This window comes from Micromonospora sp. NPDC048999 (assembly GCF_040649295.1).
Taxonomy (GTDB): Bacteria; Actinomycetota; Actinomycetes; order Mycobacteriales; family Micromonosporaceae; genus Micromonospora.
Map to the genome: position 1 here is coordinate 229,425 of NZ_JBEZFI010000004.1, position 16,694 is coordinate 246,118.

Consider the following 16,694-nt stretch of genomic DNA (forward strand, 5'->3'; position numbering starts at 1 on the left):
TGGAACACCGCAAGCATCTTGATGCCCTGACGGCTTTGGGCACTCCAACCCTCAGACGACCTCAGGCGACGGCCAGGCTGCCTCCGAGGACTAGCGCCCCACCAATTTAGATGCGAAGCTATCTATGCAACGTCGAGTGCGCAGGCGGTCACACTTAGCGATGTTGGTGGTTCCGTTGGGACAACTTCCGTTGTGGGGACCGGGCGCGGACGCGCGTCCGCCGTCGAAGCCAGTCCTGGCACGACCGGCGACACTCCGCCTCCTGATCACCGTAAAGGCGGCGCCCAACCCCTCCGCCCGCTACGGGGAGACAGTCTGCGTCGGCGCGCTCGGCCTGGACCCGCCCTGGACGGGCTGGATTCGGCTCTACCCGATCCACTTTCGAGAACTGGCCGACGACAGCAAGTTCCGCAAGTACGACATTGTCCACCTCGAGGCACTGCCGGCCCGGCAGGACCAGCGCCGCGAGAGCTGGAAGCCGATCGTGGACACCATCACCACCGAGCAGCAACTTGCCAACCAGCAGTCCCGTCGAAATCTCCTCGATCCACTCATCGAAGACTCCATGTGCCGGCTCAACAAGCAGACCCGCGACGACCCGAGGGCACGATCGATCGCGCTGATTCGCGTCGCCGACATCTCGGCCCTACAGGTCAAGCGCCATCCCGGCTGGTCGGCGGAGGAGCGCAAGAAGATTGCCGGCTACCTCAACCAGCTCGACCTACTGGAGCCGTCCAAGCGAAGCCCTCTTCAGGCACCGCGATTCACCGGCGCCTACCGCTACCGGTGCGCAGACCGCCATTGCCGCGGTCACCAGCAGACGCTCTGGGACTGGGAGTTCATCGCCCTGCAACGTCGTCTGAGTCAGCTCACCGACGCGGATGCTGCGGATCAGCTGAGACACAAGTTCCTCACCCAACTCTGCGCAGCCGACCGCGAAATCGCCTTCTATGTAGGCAATCAAGCAGCAAGACCGCAGTCCTTCAGCATTGGCGGTGTGTACGCACCGAGGCGGCCCACCGCTCGATACCGATTGCACGTCAGCCGATGATCTCGGTCAGCACGTCAGCATGGCACGCATCCTCGACGCGGCACCAACACGCCAGCTGCTTTCCCGTGAGCTCCCGACGCGCCCGCTCAACAAGCGCCGGCTGCCGCACAAGCCATTGCCGGTAGAGGCGTAACGCCTCAGCCCGATCATGCTTGCGGAGGCTGAATGGATTAGCCCAAGGAGAACGCCGCAACCCGAACCCCTGTCGCCCCACGTAGACGGCACCAGGCGGTACCACCGGGTGGTAGAGGTCCCCCTGCACGCGAACCCGCGACTGCGCCACCACCCCGCCAGCGTAACCGTCAACGACGGGCTCCGAGTGGGTGCTCGACGGAAGCACCTCGACGTCCGGGCAGGTAATCGGCTGCGCTGATGACCCCGAAGGGCTCGTGCACGCGGGTCGTCTTGGAGATTGCGAGGAGAGACGGCGCCGTGTCCCGGCCACGCCAACCCGGTCCAACTGCTTCCGAGCACCCACCGAGCGACCATCCAGACCGGTGGACACGAAGAAGGCCCCGACCCGGCGTGAAACGCCAGGCCAGGGCCTTATCACAGGTGCGCCGCCAGGGACTCGAACCCCGAACCCGCGGATTAAGAGTCCGCTGCTCTGCCAGTTGAGCTAGCGGCGCTCGTTGGCAACGGGGAGAAACGTTAACACGCCCCTTGCCGGGGCCTGCCGGGAGGCACCCCCGCCCCCGCTACGGGCGGATCACCACCCGCCGTCCACGGATCTCGCCCTGCTCCAGCATGCGGCGCGCCTCGCCGACTGCAGACGGTGGCGCCGATCATGTCGACCACGGCGTCGGTCGGGCCAGGGCGGGCAAGACGCCCTCATTCTGGTCGCCAGCCCGGGTCGGAACCGGGAATACGAAAAAGGCTCTGGCCGGATGCAGGACATCAGACCAGAGCCTTGATTGCTGGTGCGCCGCCAGGGACTCGAACCCCGAACCCGCGGATTAAGAGTCCGCTGCTCTGCCAGTTGAGCTAGCGGCGCTCGTCGGCAACGGGGAGAACACTAGCACGCTCCCCGACCCGGGTTCCAATCCGATCCTCGGCTCCCCTCTTCGGTCGAGCTTTACGGTTGAAACCGGCACAGAACCTCCCAGCACGCCGGCCAAGGGGCCCGAGGCAATGGCGGTGTTACGGCACGATGTGCGCCAGACACGCGAGGACAGGGGTGGGGATGGGCAGGTTCGCGCGGGCCGGGGCGGTAATGAGCGCTCTGGTCCTCACAGCGTCGCTGGCACTGACCGGATGCGGTGACGACCAGAAGAAGCCGGCGTTCGTGCCCGGCGGGCAGTCGACAGACCCGGTCGCCACCGGGTCCGCCACCGCGCCCGCGACCAGCCCCACAGAGACGAGCGGGCCGGCCCAGGCGGACGCGCCGCCGCTGGCGGTGAGCCCGGCGGACGGCTCGGCCGGCCGCCCCGTCAGCAGCGAGATCAGCGCGAAGCTCCCGGACGGCGCGACGGTGTCGACGGTCGTCCTCACCGCCGCGAACGGCAAGACGGTCCAGGGCCGGATGCGCCGCGACGGCTCGTCGTGGGTGCCGTCCGCGCCGTTGAAGTACGCGACGCGCTACACCGCCACCGTCACCGCCACCGGCACGGACGGCCAGACCCACGAGGGCACCAGCACCTTCACCACCATGGCCAAGCCGAAGTCGATGATCGGTTCGGGGCTGTACCTGTTCGACGACGTGACGTACGGCGTGGCGATGCCGGTGGTGGCCGAGTTCTCGCCGGGCATCCCGAAGAAGGACCGGGCCGCGGTGCAGAAGCGGATGTTCGTGCAGACCGACCCGCCGCAGCCGGGCGCCTGGCACTGGGTCGACAACGGCACCCAGGCGTACTACCGGGCGCCGGAGTACTGGCAGCCGGGCACGACGATCAGCGTACGGGTGGCGTTGGCCGGGATTCCGCTGAGCAACGGCCGCTACGGCAACGTCGACCGGAGCGCGACCGCCAAGATCGGCCGCAAGTTCGAGATGAAGGTCGACAACGCGACCAAGCAGATGCGCGTGTACGAGAACGACGCGCTGGTCAAGACGATGCCGGTGAGCCTGGGCAAGAAGAGCACCCCCTCCTCCAGCGGCACCCTGGTCGTGATGGAGAAGAAGGAGTCGACGATCTTCGACACCCGGGACGAGCCGGACCCACGGAACCGGTACGTCACGGACATCATCAAGTACGCCCAGCGGTTGACCTGGGGTGGCGAGTTCATCCACGCGGCGCCCTGGTCGGTGGGTCAGCAGGGCCGGCAGAACGTCTCGCACGGCTGTGTGAACGTCTCGACGGCGAACGCCCGCTGGCTGTTCGGCCGGACCCTGGTCGGTGACCCGGTCATCGTCAAGGGCACCGAGCGGCAACTGGCGCCGGGCAACGGCTGGACGGCGTGGGACATGAGCTGGTCGCAGTTCGTCGCGGGCAGCGCGCTGCCGGTCCCCGACGGCGGGGCCGAGCCGGCCTTCTAAGCTGGGGCGACGCGGCCCGAGCGGGTCGTCGAATCCAGTTGGGCCGCCGGTCACACCCCGGCGGCCGGGGCTGGATGCGAGATGCTCGCGACGTGTCGCACCGTATCGGAATCGTTACTCTGCGATTGAGTGTTTCGATTCACTCCCGGCAACGGGTATCCATCCCCGCACGTCTGTAGAGGACGAGGGCCCGGGATCACGACTGTGAGGGAATCATGCGAGCTAGCCAGGACGAGCTGATCCGGTCCGGTGCCACCCGCCGCCGTGGGCGACGCCGGATGTTCGCGGCCGCGGTGCTCGCCGCCGCGATGGCGCTGACCGCCTGCACCGGCAGCAAGGGCGGCGACCAGCCGTCCAGCTGGCAGAGCCCCAGCGAGAGCCCGCCGAAGGCGACGGCCACCATCGCCGAGCCCAAGGCCGACTCCACGGACGTGCCGGCCGCCACCGCCATCTCCTTCACCACGCAGGAGGCGACGGAGACCACGGTCGAGCTGAAAGACTCCGCAGGCAAGGCCGTCAAGGGCGAGCTCGCGGCCGACGGGAAGAGCTGGCTCCCGGCCGGTGCCCTGAAGTACGGCCAGACGTACACCGCGACGGTGACCGCGACCGGCGACGACGGGAAGCCGGCGACGGCGACCAGCACCTTCACCACCATGGCCAAGCCCGCCAAGCAGGTCAACATCAGCAGCTTCCTCGGCGACAACCAGGTCGTCGGCGTGGGCATGCCGCTGATCGTCAAGTTCGGCCGGGCCATTCCGGAGGACTACCGGGCCGACCTGCAGCGCCGGATGACGGTGACCGCGAAGCCGGCCCAGGAGGGCATCTGGCACTGGGTGAGCCCGACCGAGGTGCACTACCGGCCGAAGGAGTTCTGGGCGGCCAACAGCACGGTGACCTATCGGGTGCAGGCGGGCGGGCTGCCCCTCGGCGACGGCTGGTACGGCCGCGCCGACCTGACCGTCGACATCAAGATCGGCGCGTCGCTCGTCATGACGGTCGACAACAGCAACAAGCGGATGACGGTCACCAAGAACGGCAAGGTGATCAAGACGATCCCGGTGAGCCTCGGCAAGCCGTCCACCCCCTCGTCCAGCGGCACCATGGTGGTGATCGAGAAGAAGCGCCACACGGTCTTCGACACCCGCAACGAGCCGGACCCGAACAACCGGTACGTCGCGGAGATCGACTACGCCCAGCGACTCACCTGGGGTGGCGAGTTCATCCACGCGGCCCCCTGGTCGGAGGGTCAGCAGGGCCGGCAGAACGTCTCGCACGGCTGCGTGAACGTCTCGATGGCGAACGGCGCCTGGCTGTTCAACAACACCCGGATCGGCGACCCGATCACCGTCAAGGGCACCGAACGCAAGCTCCAGAACGGCAATGGTTGGACCGACTGGAACATGAGCTGGGACGAGTACGTCAAGGGCAGCGCCCTGCCGTACGAGCCGCCGACGCAGCCGGACGACGATCTCAGCCCGAGCCCGGACCCGGACACCACGGGCGAGCCCAGCGCCACGCCGACCACCTGACCAGCGCGTAGTCACGTAGGAGCCCTCTCCGGACGGAGAGGGCTCCTACGTTTCTCGGGTCTTCGTCATCGAGGGGGCCCTTCCCGAACGCGGGGGAAGGTAGCGCGCGTCGCGCAACCCGAGGACGCGGCGGACGTGGTCGCCGAGACCTTTCTCGTCGCCTGGCGGCGCGGCCGTGACATGCCGCCCGGGTACCAGAGTGCCCTGGGCTGCAAGTAACCGCTCCGGATCAGCCGGGCAGCGTTCGAGCCGGGCGCCGAGGATCAGTCGGATCCCCGGCGCCCGCGGTTTTCCCCTACCAGTCCCCTACAACGCGTCAGGCCCCCTCAAGTGAGGGGGCCTGACTGCTGGGGTGACTGATGGGAATTGAACCCACGACACCCGGGACCACAACCCGGTGCTCTGCCAACTGAGCTACAGCCACCATGCTCTCCGCGCCGGTCGACCCGGGCGGGCGCGGACTAATAATAGCCACACCTCTGGGAGCCCCGTCCACCGGGTTCGGCCGGGCTGGCCGGCGGCGGCTCAGAGCTGGGCGGCGATGGCCTTGGCGCTGTCGATGTCCGGGCCGGGCAGCGGGACGAAGATGGTGCGCCGGTAGTACTCCAGCTCCCGGATGCTCTCCCGGATGTCGGCCAGGGCCCGGTGGGCCAGCCCCTTCTGCGGCTGCCCGAAGTACACCCGCGGGTACCAGCGTCGGCACAGTTCCTTGATCGAGGAGACGTCGATCATCCGGTAGTGCAGGTGCGCGTCGAGGCGGGGCATGTCCCGGGCGATGAAGCCCCGGTCGGTGGCGATCGAGTTGCCGCACAGCGGCGCGCTGCGGGCGTCCTTGACGTACGTGGTGACGTAGTCGAGCACCATGTCCTCGGCCTCGGCGAGGGTGACCGTGGAGCGGCGTACCTCCTCGGTGAGGCCGGACTTGCCGTGCATGGTCCGGACGATCTCCGGCATCCCGTCCAGCGCCGCCTCGTCGGCGTGGATGACCACGTCCACGCCCTCACCGAGCACGTTCAGGTCGGGGTCGGTGACGAGCGCGGCGACCTCGATCAGGGCGTCCCGACCCAGGTCCAACCCGGTCATCTCACAATCGATCCAGACGAGAAGATCAGCCACCGGAACAGACTACGCGTCGCCGAACCGCCCGCGCCTGGAGCACCCGACGGAGGTGGAGCGTCGTTGTTCTTGCGTGTCCGCCGAACCCGTCGCGCCACCCGCCGTCACCGAGGACGATCCGGGCGGTCGTACGGCTCGTCGCCTGGTCACGGTGGTGGCGCTCGCGGCCTTGCTACCGGCGCTCTATCACCCCAACCTGGGCCACGACTTCTTCGACCTGAAGATCTACATGCGGGCGATGGACTGGTGGGCGGCCGGCCACCCGCTCTACGACTACGTCCAGCCGGATCGGGTGCAGGGGGCGCTCTACTTCACCTACCCGCCGTTCGCGGCACTGTTCCTGCGGCCGTTCGCCCTGCTGCCGCTCGGCGCCACAGTGGCGATCTTCACGGCGCTGACTGTGCTCGGCGTGGTGGTGACGACCCGTTGGCTGCTGAAGCCCGTGGTGGAGCGGCACGACCTGCCCCCGTTGTTCAGCGTCACCGTGGCCGTGCTGCTGGTCTTCGCGGCGGAGAGCACCCGGGAGACGATCACCTTCGGCCAGATCAACATGCTGCTGGTGGTGCTGATCCTGACGGACCTGCTCTTCGTCGTACCGGGAGGGCGGCGCTGGGCCGGGGTGGGGGTGGGGCTGGCGACGGCGCTCAAGCTCTTTCCCGGCATCTTCATCCTGTACCTGCTGGCCACCCGACGTTGGCGGGCAGCGGTGATCGCCTCGGCGACCGCGGCGCTGGCCACCCTGCTGGCCGCGGCGGTCGCACCGGCCGACTCGTGGCGGTTCTGGACCCACGAGCTGTGGGCGACGGACCGGGTGGGGCGCACCGACTACACCGGCAACCAGTCGTTGTTCGGCCTGCTCAGCCGGCTCACCGCGCCGGAGCGGCCGAGCCAGCTGCCCTGGCTGCTGCTGGTCGGGTTGGTCGTCGGATACGGGTTGTGGCGGGCCACGCGCGTCGCCCGTGCCGGCGACGCCCTGGCCGGCCTCACGCTGACCGGTCTGGTCGGCGGGCTGTTCAGCCCGATCACCTGGACCCATCACGTCTACTGGTTCGTCCCGGCGGTGGTGGTGCTGGTCGGCGCCGGGCTGGACGAGCGGCGGGACACGGTGGAGGGCGCCCGGCGGCGGCGCTGGCTGTTCACGCTGGCGGCCGGCACCGGCTTCGTGAGCATCTACGGGGTGGTCACGTTCCTGGACTGGGGGGTCACCCCGACGCGTACCGGCAACGTCGTCGAGTTCGTCGCCCGCAACGCGTACGTGCTGCTCAGTCTGCTGCTGCTGGTGGCGCTGCCGGCGCGGCGGCCGGACGGGGATCGCGCCGGCATCTCCTAAAACTTTCACCAAATGGACAGATCTCGCGACTAGCCGGGTTCGGCGCTAATCTGGTCTCAACTACCTCATTTTTCTCCCAGGTAGCACCGAATTCCCCCGGTGGCAGTGGCCCTCCGCGTCGGCAGCGCGGAGGGCCATCCGCCGTTGCGCGGGCGGGGATCGTCAGGCGTCGGCGGGATCGTCCACCGGCCGGGGTGTCTCGGGCGTCGAGGCGGACGGCCAGGACCAGGCCGGCTGGACCGGCAGGTCCGCGAGGGTCTCCGCGCGCCGGCTGGGCACCGGTCCGATCGCCGGCCGGGCTCGCTCGGCGGCTGCCGATCCGACGGAGACCAGTTGCCGCTCGGGCAGGGTGCGCGGTGCCGCGCTGGCGCCCAGCCCGCTGAGCGAGGTGACCCCGAGCCGCCCGGCGAGCACCGGGACCTGGTCGGGCTCGACCACGAAGACCACCTCGCGCGGGCGGATCGGGCGCAGCAGCAGCACCACGGCGAAGACCACCAGCAATATGCCGCCGGCGAGCAGCGCCCACGTCATCTCGGGCAGCCAGCCGGCCCGTAGCTCGGCGCGCACGTCCAGGGTCAGGTCGGCGCGACCGTCCGGTCGCATCACCACCAGGCTCAGCGACCGGCCGGCGAACTCGGCCGGGGTCCAGTCCAGCGCCCCGGTCCCCTCGCGTACCCAGAAGCTCTGCCCGGCGGGGACGGCGGCGGCCGGACCGGCGGCGGCCGGACCGGCGGGCTCCAGGCGGACCGGCAGCGGGCCACGGGCCAGCGCGACCCGGCGCACGGTGGCGTGCGGGACGTCCCGCAGCCAGCGTTCGACCTCGTCGGTTGAGGCCAGGCCGAGGAAGGCCGGGCCGTCGGGGGTACGCGCGGTCAGCCGCAGGTGGGCCTGCCCGGTACGGGCGAAGGGCGCCTCCGCGCGGAGCAGGTCGTCCACGTCGGTGACCACGATGCCCTGGCCGGGGGTGCGAACCGTCTCGAAGCGGGCGCCGAAGCCGCCGTTGGGGTCGCTGTGCCGGGCGGCGGTCCAGAGGACGGCCCCCACCAGCAGCGCCGGAATGCCCATGGTCAACAGCAGGATGCCGGCGATCGTTCGCACGAACCGCATTCGTGTAGTCCCCTTCGGTAGCCAATTACCCGGCCGACCTTACCGACGCGAACCGCACGAACGCCGGATATCCACGGCAAGCACCCAAAGGACCGCAGAAAGCGCGCCGGCCCGACGGAAGATCCGTCGGGCCGGCGAACGTCGGCTGGTCAGGACTTCGACGCGGGCTCCCGGCGGGTACGCAGGAAGGCGACCCCGCCCAGCGCCAGACCGGCCAGGCCGGCGACCAGACCGGCCACGCCGAGGGCCGTGCCGGCACCGCCGTCGGAGTCGTCGTCACCGCGCGCGGCGACCGGGGCGGCCGCCGGAGCCTCCGCGACCGGCGCCGTGGACGCCGACGCGGCGGTCAGGGTGAGCACCGGGGCCGGGTTCTCCGGCTCCTCGCCGCCGGGCGTCGGGTCCTCGATCCAGCGGGCCACATTCCCGTCGGAGTAGGTCTGGAGGACCTTGAACACCATCTGGTCGACCTGGGGCAGCGGCCCCATCGAGACCGGGAACTCCTGGAACTCGCCCGGCTTGACCCCGCTGTTCGCGGAGGCGGTCCAGGTCAGCTTGGCGACCGCCTCGGTGAGCTGGCTGCCGTGCACCTCCAGCGGCGGGTCGACCTTGCGCTTCTCCACCTGCACCGTCCAACCGGGCACCGGCATGGTGGAGACCGAGCCGACCGGGGCGTTCTCCGGCAGCACCACCTCGACCTTGACCGTGGACGCGGTGTCGCTCTCGTTCGGCACCCGGAAGGCGAAGCGGCCGTAGCCGCCCTGGGTGGCCTCCTTCGGGTTGATCGTGACGTGCGCCGAGGCCGGTCCGGCGAGGCCGAGCACAGCCGTGGCGACGGCCGCGAGAGTGAGCGTGGCGACGGCGGCGGGACGCCGGAGACGGATCATGGATCTAGTGCCTTCCGTTACTTGATCGGCACGGTGGCGGTCACCGTGGCCTGGTCGATGTCGGACGTGCGGAGGGTGAAGCGGACCTGCCACTCCCCCGCCGCGGGGAGGTTGACCTCTCCGTAGGCGTGGTTGTCGGTCAGCGCCAGCAGCGGGATGTCGATCGGCTCGATCCCGGCCGACGGCAGCGCGATGGTGGCCTTCCACTCCTTCACGGGCTGCGGTCGATTATCGGAGGTGTACGCGTACAGGTGGACCGAGTTGCTGCCGCGCCGGGCCGGGTCCAGCTCCACCTGCAACGAATAGAGCGGGCTGGTCAGCGTGGCGGCGAAGTAGTTGTCGGACGAGCCGGCCACGTTGGCGGCGGTGCGGGCCGGGGTGGTCTGCACCAGGGTCGCCGTGACCCCGAGCACCACCGCGGTGATCGCCAGCTCGGCCACCACCGCCCGCCGCATCGACCCTGGACGGCCCGCGGCGGCGCGCCGCCGCACCAGGGACCGAGAATACGCCGCCACCGCGATGACCAGCACGAACAGCCCGATCTTGGCGAGCAGCAGGCGCCCGTACGTGGTGTCGACCAGGGCCGCCGGGGTGGCCACTTCGATCAGCGCCTGCACGGTGCCGGCGAGCAGCAGCGCGGCGACCGCCAGGGTGGCCCAGCGGGACCAGATCGGCAGAATGGCGTCCAGTTCCCGCTCGTCGGCCCGGGGCAGCAGGAAGCCCGCGAGCATCACCAGGCCGCCCAGCCAGACGGCCATGCTGCCCAGGTGCACCGCGTCCACCGCCACCGAGACCGCCGGGGCGGGCGAGGCGGCCGGGTGACCGGCCAGCGGCCAGGTGAACAACGTCGCCCCGGCAAGGATGGCCAGGATGATCCCGTCGGTACGGCTGACCGCTCCGGCGAAGAGCGGCCGGAGCAGGAACGCCGCCGCGGCGAGCAGGCCGAGCCGGACCAGGTGCGCGATGCCGTACGGGCTGCCCAGCACGTCACCGAAGGCGGTGCCGGTTCCGGCGAACAGGCCGCCCCCGACGGTGTAGGGAACCTGCAGCCACAGCTCGGCGAGGGTGGCGGCGACCAGCAGGCCCAGCCCCGACCAGGCCAGCCGGACCGGCGCCCGTCGGGACAGCCGGCGCGGCCAGAGCGCGGCCAGCACCAGGGCCGGGCCGACCAGCAGCAACAGGCCCAGGTAGCCGACGCCCTTCATCACCTTGACCGCGTTCTCGACCACCGGGTTGGCGCGGTTGTCCGTACCGGAGTCCGTCGGCGGGGTCGAGGGCGCGCCCACCGAGTAGGTGAACGCGCCGGAGACCGGGTGGCTGTCGGCCGAGATCACCCGGTAGCTCACCAGGTAGGTGCCGCGGGCGCCGGACGAGTCGACCGGGATGGTCACCACCGCGCCGTTGAACGTCGGCTCACCCCGGTCGGCCCGGGAACCGTCGGGAGCGATCACCCGGATCTTGCCGGGGACCTGGCGTACGCCCTCGCTGAAGGTCAGCACCACCTCCGACGGCGCGCTGGACACCACCGAGGCAGCGGTGGGGCTGGTGCTCGCCAGCACCGCGTGGGCGCTGGCCGGCGTGGCCGGGGCGAGCAGCAGTGCGACGAGGGTGACCAGCAGGCCGGCGAGCGTCGCCCACCGGGCGGCCCGGCGACGGTCGGCGGCGGCCACGGGCCGGGGGGGTACGGCAGCAGTCATGACCGACATGCTTCCTGACGCATGCGGCGATCGGCGAGCCCGGATCATCCGCGGCCCACGGCGAGGGCGACCGGCAGCCACCGCACCTGGCGTCGCGCCGATCGCGCCACGGGTATGTCGTCGCACGTCATGACGGGGTAGTCGCGGGGCGGTGGGAAAAAGTTCCCGACGTGGGCGGGACCATAGAAAGGGCCGAAGGGCCCTGCCGGACCCCGGTACGCCGCGTAACCTCGTCTGTCGTGATCCCCGTCCCGCGCGACACCTCCACCGGCCCCGCTCCCGTGGGGCACGACGCTGGACGGGGTCCGGCGACGGACCTCACGCTGGCCGGTTGACGGAACTTTCCTCGGAGCCGGGACGACTAATGATCATGATCGCAGCGAGCACCCGGGCCGGCCGCTGGCCCGCCCTCCGGCCCTGGCTCGGCGTCGCCGTCCGGCTCGGGCTGGCCGCCGTCTGGCTGTTCGCCGGCGCCAGCAAGGTCGGCGACCTGGGCGCCTCCGGCCGGGCGGTCAACGCCTACCAGGTGATGCCGTACGACGTGGCGAAGGTGATCGGCGCCGCGCTGCCCTTCGTGGAGCTGGCGCTCGGCGTACTCCTGCTCGTCGGCCTGGCCACCCGGCTGGCCGCCGGCGTCTCCGCGGCGCTGCTGGTGATCTTCATCACCGGCATCGTCTCGGCCTGGGCCCGTGGCCTGGCCATCGACTGCGGGTGCTTCGGCAGCGGCGGCCAACTCGGCGCCGGCCAAGCCCCGAGCTATCTCCCGGAGATTCTCCGGGACCTGGGATTCCTGGCGCTGGCCGGGTTCCTGCTGATCTGGCCCCGCACCCCGTTCGCGCTGGACGGCTGGCTGGCGGGCGAACCACCCGTGGAGGACGAGGATGAGTAGTCGCAAGGGGCGTAAAGACGCGTCCCGTGTGGTCCGCGAGCAGATCGCTCGGGAGAAGCGGCGCACCCGCACCATCATCACTTCGGTCGCCGCGGCGGCGCTGCTGGTGGTCGCCGGGCTGATCGGCTGGACCGTCTACCACAGCCAGCAGTCGAAGAGCTACACCGCGCCGGCCGGCGCCAACCACGAGGGCACCGGCATCGTCATCGGCCAGGGCCCGGTCACCATCGACCTTTATGAGGACTACCAGTGCCCGGCCTGCAAGAATTTCCAGGACACCAACGGCTCGACCCTCACTGACCTGATCAACGAAAGCAAGGTGCGGGTGATCTTCCACCCGGTCGCCTACCTCAACCGCTTCTCCACCACCCAGTACTCCACCCGCTCCTCGGCCGCCGCCGGCTGCGCCGCCGAGGGCGCGCGGTTCAAGGAGTTCACCGACGCGCTCTTCGCGAAGCAGCCGCCGGAGAACAGCGCCGGGCTGAGCGACGACGAGCTGATCGACATCGGCGCGAGCGTCGGGGTGAGCCGGGACGCGATGAGCTCCTGCGTGAAGGCCGGCACCTACAAGTCGTGGACCGCGCACGTCACCGACGACGCCAGCCGGGCGGGGGTCACCGGCACCCCGACCATCAAGGTCAACGGCAGAGAACTCTCGGACACCGAGCGCAACCCCGACGGGATCAAGGCGGCGGTGGCGGCGGCCGGCAAGTGACCCCGGCCCCACTGCGGCGGGCGGGGCTGGCGGTCGCCGCCGCGCTCGCCGCGCTCCTCGTCCCCGCCACGCCGGCCGCGGCACACGCCGCGGACGCCCCCGACGGCACCGACTACCGGGCCGAGGTCACCGCGATCAGCCCCGCCCCGCCCGGGCTCACTGCCCGAATGATCGAGGCAGGGGCCCGGCTGGAGCTGACCAACCGCACCGGGCGGGACGTCGAGGTATACGGCTACTCCGGAGAGCCGTACCTGCGGATCGGACCCGGCGGGGTCTACGAGAACAGCCGCTCCCCCGCCACGTACCTGAACCGGACCATCGCCGGCGACATCCTGCCGCCGGAGGCCGACCCGGCGGCGACGCCGGTCTGGCGGCGGATCTCCGACGGGCCGACGGCCCGCTGGCACGACCAGCGGACGCTCTGGCTGGAGTCGACGCCCCCGGCGCAGGTCAGCGCCGACCCGACCCGGCAGCAGCGGATCCGCGACTGGGTGGTGCCGGTGCGCGCCGGCGACGACACGATCGAGGTACGCGGCACCCTGGACTGGGTGCCGCCGCCGGACGCGTACCCCTGGTGGGTGGCCGCCACGCTCGGCTTCCTGCTCATCGGCGCGGCCGGGCCGGTCCCGGCCGGCACGACGGCCGGCGTACGTGCGCTGCGCGCGGCCGGCGCGCTGCTCGCCCTCGGCGGGGCCGCCACGGTGGCGCTCACCGTGGGCCGGGCGCTGGACGCCGGCGCCGAGGGCGTGGGCGGGGTGCTGCTCGGGCTGGTCGGCGGGCAGCTGTGGACGCTGCTCACCGGGCTCGGCGCGCTGGCCGCCGGCGGGTACGCGCTGGCCCGCCGAGGAGCCGCCGACTTCGCGCTCGCCCTGGCCGGGGCCGCGCTGCTCCTCTTCGCCGGAGTGGCGAACCTGGCCGTGCTGTCCCGCTCGGTGGCCCCGGTTGCCGGCCCGGCACCCCTGGCCCGGGTCATGGTCACGCTGGCGCTCGCCACCGGCGCCGGCGCGCTCGCCGCCGGCCTCCTCCGCCTCCACGCGGCCGCCCGCGCCGCCCGCCCCGCCCGCGCAGCGCGCGCTCAAGATCCGCGCAAGTTCCGGGAAGATGCTGCCTCCCGAACCGGTGAGCCAGCAGGTTCCGTGAAGTTGTCGGAATCCTGAGGCCCCGGGCACTCAGCAGGGGCGCGCGGCGGTGCGGGGGTCGAAGCCGTAGGGGAGTTCCAGGCGGTGTTTCGCCAGGAGGGACTCGTCGGTGAGGATGTCGGGAGTGGGGGCGTCGGCGACGATCCGGCCCGCGTCCAGGATCACCGAACGGTCACACAGCTCCGCCGCGTACGGCAGGTCGTGGGTGACCATCAGCAGGGTCACCGGCAGGGCGCGCAGGATCTCGGCCAGCTCCCGCCGGGCCGCCGGGTCGAGGTTGGACGACGGCTCGTCCAGAACCAGAATCTCCGGACGCATGGCGAGCACGGTGGCCACCGCCACCCGGCGGCGCTGACCGAAGGAGAGGTGGTGCGGCGCCCGGTCCCGGTGCTCGCTCATCCCCACGGCGGCGAGCGCCTCGTCGACCCGGGCCGCCAGCTCCGCCCCGCGCAGCCCGAGGTTCGCCGGCCCGAACGCGACGTCCTCGGCGACGGTGGGCAGGAAGAGCTGATCGTCCGGGTCCTGGAAGACGATGCCGACCCGGCGGCGGATCTCCGCGAGGGTGTCCCGGTCCCGGCTGATCGTCAGCCCGCCGACGCTGACCGTGCCCTCGGTCGGGGTGAGGATGCCGTTGAGGTGCAGCACCAACGTGGTCTTGCCGGCGCCGTTCGGCCCGAGCAGCGCGACCCGGTCCCCGCGCGCCACGCTCAGGTCCACCCCGTGCAGGGCGACATGACCGTCCGGGTACGCGTACCGGACGCCGCGTACGTCCAGGGAGGCAGGCGGGTGCACATCTCCGATCATGTCAGGACGACCGCGACGGCGGCGATGGTGGCCGCGGCCAGCGGCACCGTCGCGGCGAGGGCCCACTGCCCGGCGGTGGCCGCCCCCGCGCCCTGCCAAACCGCCGGCATCCGCCCGGTGTAGCCGCGGGAGACCATCGCCAGGTAGACCCGCTCGCCGCGCTCGAAGGCCCGCAGGAACAGCGCACCCACCCCGGCGGCGAAGCCCCGCAGCTGCCAGAGGAACCGCGGGTCGTCACCCCGGGACACCCGGGCCACCCGCATCCGCCGGGCCTCGCCCACCAGCACGTCCAGATAGCGCAGCATGAAGGTGGCGATCTGGGTGAGGATCTGCGGGCAGCGCAGCCGGTCCAGGCCGACGATCAGGTCCCGCGTCGTCGTGGTCGCCGCCAGCAGGAGCGACGCCAGTACGCCGAGGGTGCCCTTGGCCAGGATGTTCCACGCGCCGTGCAGACCGTCCACGGACAGGCTCAGCCCGGCCACCTCGACCCGCTCCCCGGCGCCGAGGAACGGCAGCGCGAACGCGAAGAGCACGAACGGCAGCTCGATCAGCGCCCGGCTGAGCAGCCAGCGGGGCCCGACCCGGGCCAGCGCCGCCACGACGGCGACCAGCAGGGCGTACCCGCCGAAGGCCCAGTACGCCTCCCTGGGGGTGGCGACCACGACGACGGTGAAGAGCACCATCGCGGCGATCTTCACCTCGGGCGCGAGGCGGTGCACCGGGGAGGTCGCCTCGCGGTAGAGCACGTGCGCATGCCCGGCACCCATGACGACGTACCTCCTCAGCCGGCCTGGTTGGCGCGGGCCGGGTGCGGCATCGCGTCGGAACCGGCGTCGGACGTCGCCCGCGGGCCGGCGCCACGGCGGCGGGTCAGCCAGAACAGGCCGCCGGCCAGGGCGAAGGTGAGCAGCACTCCGATCACGCCGGACAGGCCGGTGGAGAGGAAGCCGTTCGTCACGCCCCGGACGCCGTAGTCGGCCAGCGGGCCGCCCAGCTCGTGTTCCTTCGCCTGCTGGGCCGGGCAGCTGCCGCCGGTGATCTCGTCGTCGGCGTTCACCGTGCAGCCCTTCAACAGGGACGCGTCGAGCCCGTCGGGGTGCGACGACGCGTAGTTGCTGACCACGCCGGCGAGCAGCAGGGCGACCAGCAGGCCGCCGAGAAGGAAGGGCCAGGAACGCTTGCTCATCGGGCACCTCCGGCGACCGAGACGACGGGAGCCGGCGCGGCCGGCTTCAAGGCACGCAGCGCGTACACCAGGTCGGGGCGGACCTTGGCGACGGTGACCACGGTGGTCGCGGTGATCAGGCCCTCGCCGATGCCGATCAACAGGTGGGCACCGGCCATCGTGCCGGCCAGCCCGACCAGGTTGCCGCCCAGGTCGGTGGTGCCGCCCAGCCAGTACTCCACGACGAAGCCCTGGCTGGCGACCACCACGCTGACCAGCGCGGAGACGAAAGCGGTGAGGCCGAGGCCGGCCGGGGTACGCGGCAGCACCCGCAGCAGCAGCGCGATCAGCAGGTAGCCGGCGGCGGTGCCGAGGAGCGCCATGTTGGTGATGTTGAGGCCGAGCATGGCCACCCCGCCGTCGCCGAAGATCAGGGCCTGCACGACCAGGACCACAGCCACGCAGAGCGCCCCGACCCACGGGCCGACCAGCAGCGCGGCGAGGGCGCCACCGAGCAGGTGGCCGCTGACCCCGGCGGTGAAGATCGGGAAGTTGAGCATCTGCACGGCGAAGATGAACGCGGCGACCAGACCGGCCATCGGCGCCAGCCGGTCGTCGAGGTCGCGACGCCCGCGCAGTACGCAGAAGGCGAGCACGGCGAGCGCCAGCGCCGCGAAGATCGCGGCGACGGGACCGTCGATGATCCCGTTCGAGATGTGCATCGCCAGGGTTTCCACGCGACCTCCCGGGGCGCGGCGGGACGTTCCACGCCGACACCGGTGAGCTTATTTGTGG

At 71.3% G+C, this 16,694-nt stretch carries 15 protein-coding genes, 3 tRNA genes and 1 pseudogene; 7 read left to right on the plus strand and 12 right to left on the minus strand.

Annotated features, from left to right (window positions below; translation table 11 throughout):
- The first annotated feature begins 160 nt into the window (after window positions 1-160).
- Window positions 161-1,051: a hypothetical protein gene (locus AB0C02_RS08995; RefSeq protein WP_357542779.1), complete on the plus strand. Its 891-nt coding sequence runs from the start codon at window positions 161-163 to the stop codon at window positions 1,049-1,051.
- Here the strand turns inward: AB0C02_RS08995 and AB0C02_RS09000 are convergent.
- From AB0C02_RS09000 to AB0C02_RS09010, 3 genes are all read right to left on the minus strand, one after another.
- A complete protein-coding gene (locus tag AB0C02_RS09000) occupies window positions 1,041-1,604 on the minus strand; it encodes a DUF4326 domain-containing protein (protein WP_357542781.1) in 564 nt (187 codons plus the stop codon). The genes AB0C02_RS08995 and AB0C02_RS09000 overlap by 11 nt on opposite strands.
- A gap of 3 nt (window positions 1,605-1,607) precedes the next feature.
- A tRNA-Lys gene (locus AB0C02_RS09005) sits at window positions 1,608-1,680 on the minus strand.
- A 289-nt stretch (window positions 1,681-1,969) separates the two neighbouring features.
- Window positions 1,970-2,045, minus strand: a tRNA-Lys gene (locus tag AB0C02_RS09010).
- A gap of 189 nt (window positions 2,046-2,234) precedes the next feature.
- Here AB0C02_RS09010 and AB0C02_RS09015 point away from each other — a divergent pair.
- Window positions 2,235-3,524, plus strand: a complete 1,290-nt coding sequence (locus tag AB0C02_RS09015; RefSeq protein ID WP_357542783.1) for an Ig-like domain-containing protein — start codon at window positions 2,235-2,237, stop codon at window positions 3,522-3,524.
- A 215-nt stretch (window positions 3,525-3,739) separates the two neighbouring features.
- Window positions 3,740-5,053 (plus strand): Ig-like domain-containing protein, encoded by a 1,314-nt coding sequence (locus tag AB0C02_RS09020; protein ID WP_357542785.1) that lies wholly within the window; start codon window positions 3,740-3,742, stop codon window positions 5,051-5,053.
- Between the two features lie 348 nt (window positions 5,054-5,401).
- Here AB0C02_RS09020 and AB0C02_RS09025 read toward each other — a convergent pair.
- Both AB0C02_RS09025 and orn read right to left on the minus strand, forming a co-directional pair.
- Window positions 5,402-5,477, minus strand: a tRNA-His gene (locus AB0C02_RS09025).
- A 101-nt stretch (window positions 5,478-5,578) separates the two neighbouring features.
- Window positions 5,579-6,169, minus strand: a complete 591-nt coding sequence (gene orn, locus AB0C02_RS09030; RefSeq protein WP_357542787.1) for an oligoribonuclease — start codon at window positions 6,167-6,169, stop codon at window positions 5,579-5,581.
- 73 nt (window positions 6,170-6,242) lie between these two features.
- Between orn and AB0C02_RS09035 the strand changes: the two genes are divergently transcribed.
- A complete protein-coding gene (locus AB0C02_RS09035; RefSeq protein WP_357542789.1) occupies window positions 6,243-7,499 on the plus strand; it encodes a glycosyltransferase family 87 protein in 1,257 nt (418 codons plus the stop codon).
- Window positions 7,500-7,790: 291 nt separating this feature from the next.
- Here the strand turns inward: AB0C02_RS09035 and AB0C02_RS09040 are convergent.
- The 3 genes and pseudogenes from AB0C02_RS09040 to AB0C02_RS09050 all read right to left on the minus strand — a co-directional run.
- A pseudogene (locus tag AB0C02_RS09040) lies at window positions 7,791-8,084 on the minus strand (hypothetical protein); the annotation flags it as partial.
- Window positions 8,085-8,755: 671 nt separating this feature from the next.
- On the minus strand, window positions 8,756-9,490 hold the full coding sequence (locus AB0C02_RS09045; protein WP_357542791.1) for a YcnI family protein: 735 nt from the start codon (window positions 9,488-9,490) through the stop codon (window positions 8,756-8,758).
- 17 nt (window positions 9,491-9,507) lie between these two features.
- Window positions 9,508-11,187, minus strand: a complete 1,680-nt coding sequence (locus AB0C02_RS09050; protein ID WP_357542793.1) for a copper resistance protein CopC — start codon at window positions 11,185-11,187, stop codon at window positions 9,508-9,510.
- Between the two features lie 364 nt (window positions 11,188-11,551).
- Between AB0C02_RS09050 and AB0C02_RS09055 the strand changes: the two genes are divergently transcribed.
- Genes AB0C02_RS09055 through AB0C02_RS09065 form a run of 3 tightly spaced genes read left to right on the plus strand, consistent with a single transcriptional unit; the run spans window position 11,552 to window position 13,948 of the window.
- Window positions 11,552-12,076, plus strand: a complete 525-nt coding sequence (locus tag AB0C02_RS09055) for a MauE/DoxX family redox-associated membrane protein (RefSeq protein ID WP_357542795.1) — start codon at window positions 11,552-11,554, stop codon at window positions 12,074-12,076.
- Complete coding sequence (locus AB0C02_RS09060) at window positions 12,069-12,791, plus strand: thioredoxin domain-containing protein (protein WP_357542797.1); 723 nt, start codon at window positions 12,069-12,071, stop codon at window positions 12,789-12,791. Before AB0C02_RS09055 ends, AB0C02_RS09060 begins: the two co-directional genes overlap by 8 nt.
- A complete protein-coding gene (locus AB0C02_RS09065; protein ID WP_357542799.1) occupies window positions 12,788-13,948 on the plus strand; it encodes a hypothetical protein in 1,161 nt (386 codons plus the stop codon). Before AB0C02_RS09060 ends, AB0C02_RS09065 begins: the two co-directional genes overlap by 4 nt.
- Before the next feature lie 12 nt (window positions 13,949-13,960).
- Here the strand turns inward: AB0C02_RS09065 and AB0C02_RS09070 are convergent, their stop codons facing one another.
- The 4 genes from AB0C02_RS09070 to AB0C02_RS09085 are packed head-to-tail and all read right to left on the minus strand — an operon-like array spanning window position 13,961 to window position 16,636.
- A complete protein-coding gene (locus AB0C02_RS09070; protein WP_357542801.1) occupies window positions 13,961-14,734 on the minus strand; it encodes an ABC transporter ATP-binding protein in 774 nt (257 codons plus the stop codon).
- Entirely contained in the window at window positions 14,731-15,501 is a 771-nt protein-coding gene (gene cbiQ, locus AB0C02_RS09075; RefSeq protein ID WP_357542803.1) for a cobalt ECF transporter T component CbiQ, read from the minus strand. The genes AB0C02_RS09070 and cbiQ overlap by 4 nt, the downstream gene beginning before the upstream one ends.
- 14 nt (window positions 15,502-15,515) lie before the next feature.
- Window positions 15,516-15,920: a PDGLE domain-containing protein gene (locus AB0C02_RS09080; protein WP_357542805.1), complete on the minus strand. Its 405-nt coding sequence runs from the start codon at window positions 15,918-15,920 to the stop codon at window positions 15,516-15,518.
- Complete coding sequence (locus tag AB0C02_RS09085; RefSeq protein WP_357542807.1) at window positions 15,917-16,636, minus strand: energy-coupling factor ABC transporter permease; 720 nt, start codon at window positions 16,634-16,636, stop codon at window positions 15,917-15,919. The genes AB0C02_RS09080 and AB0C02_RS09085 overlap by 4 nt, the downstream gene beginning before the upstream one ends.
- Window positions 16,637-16,694 lie beyond the last annotated feature (58 nt).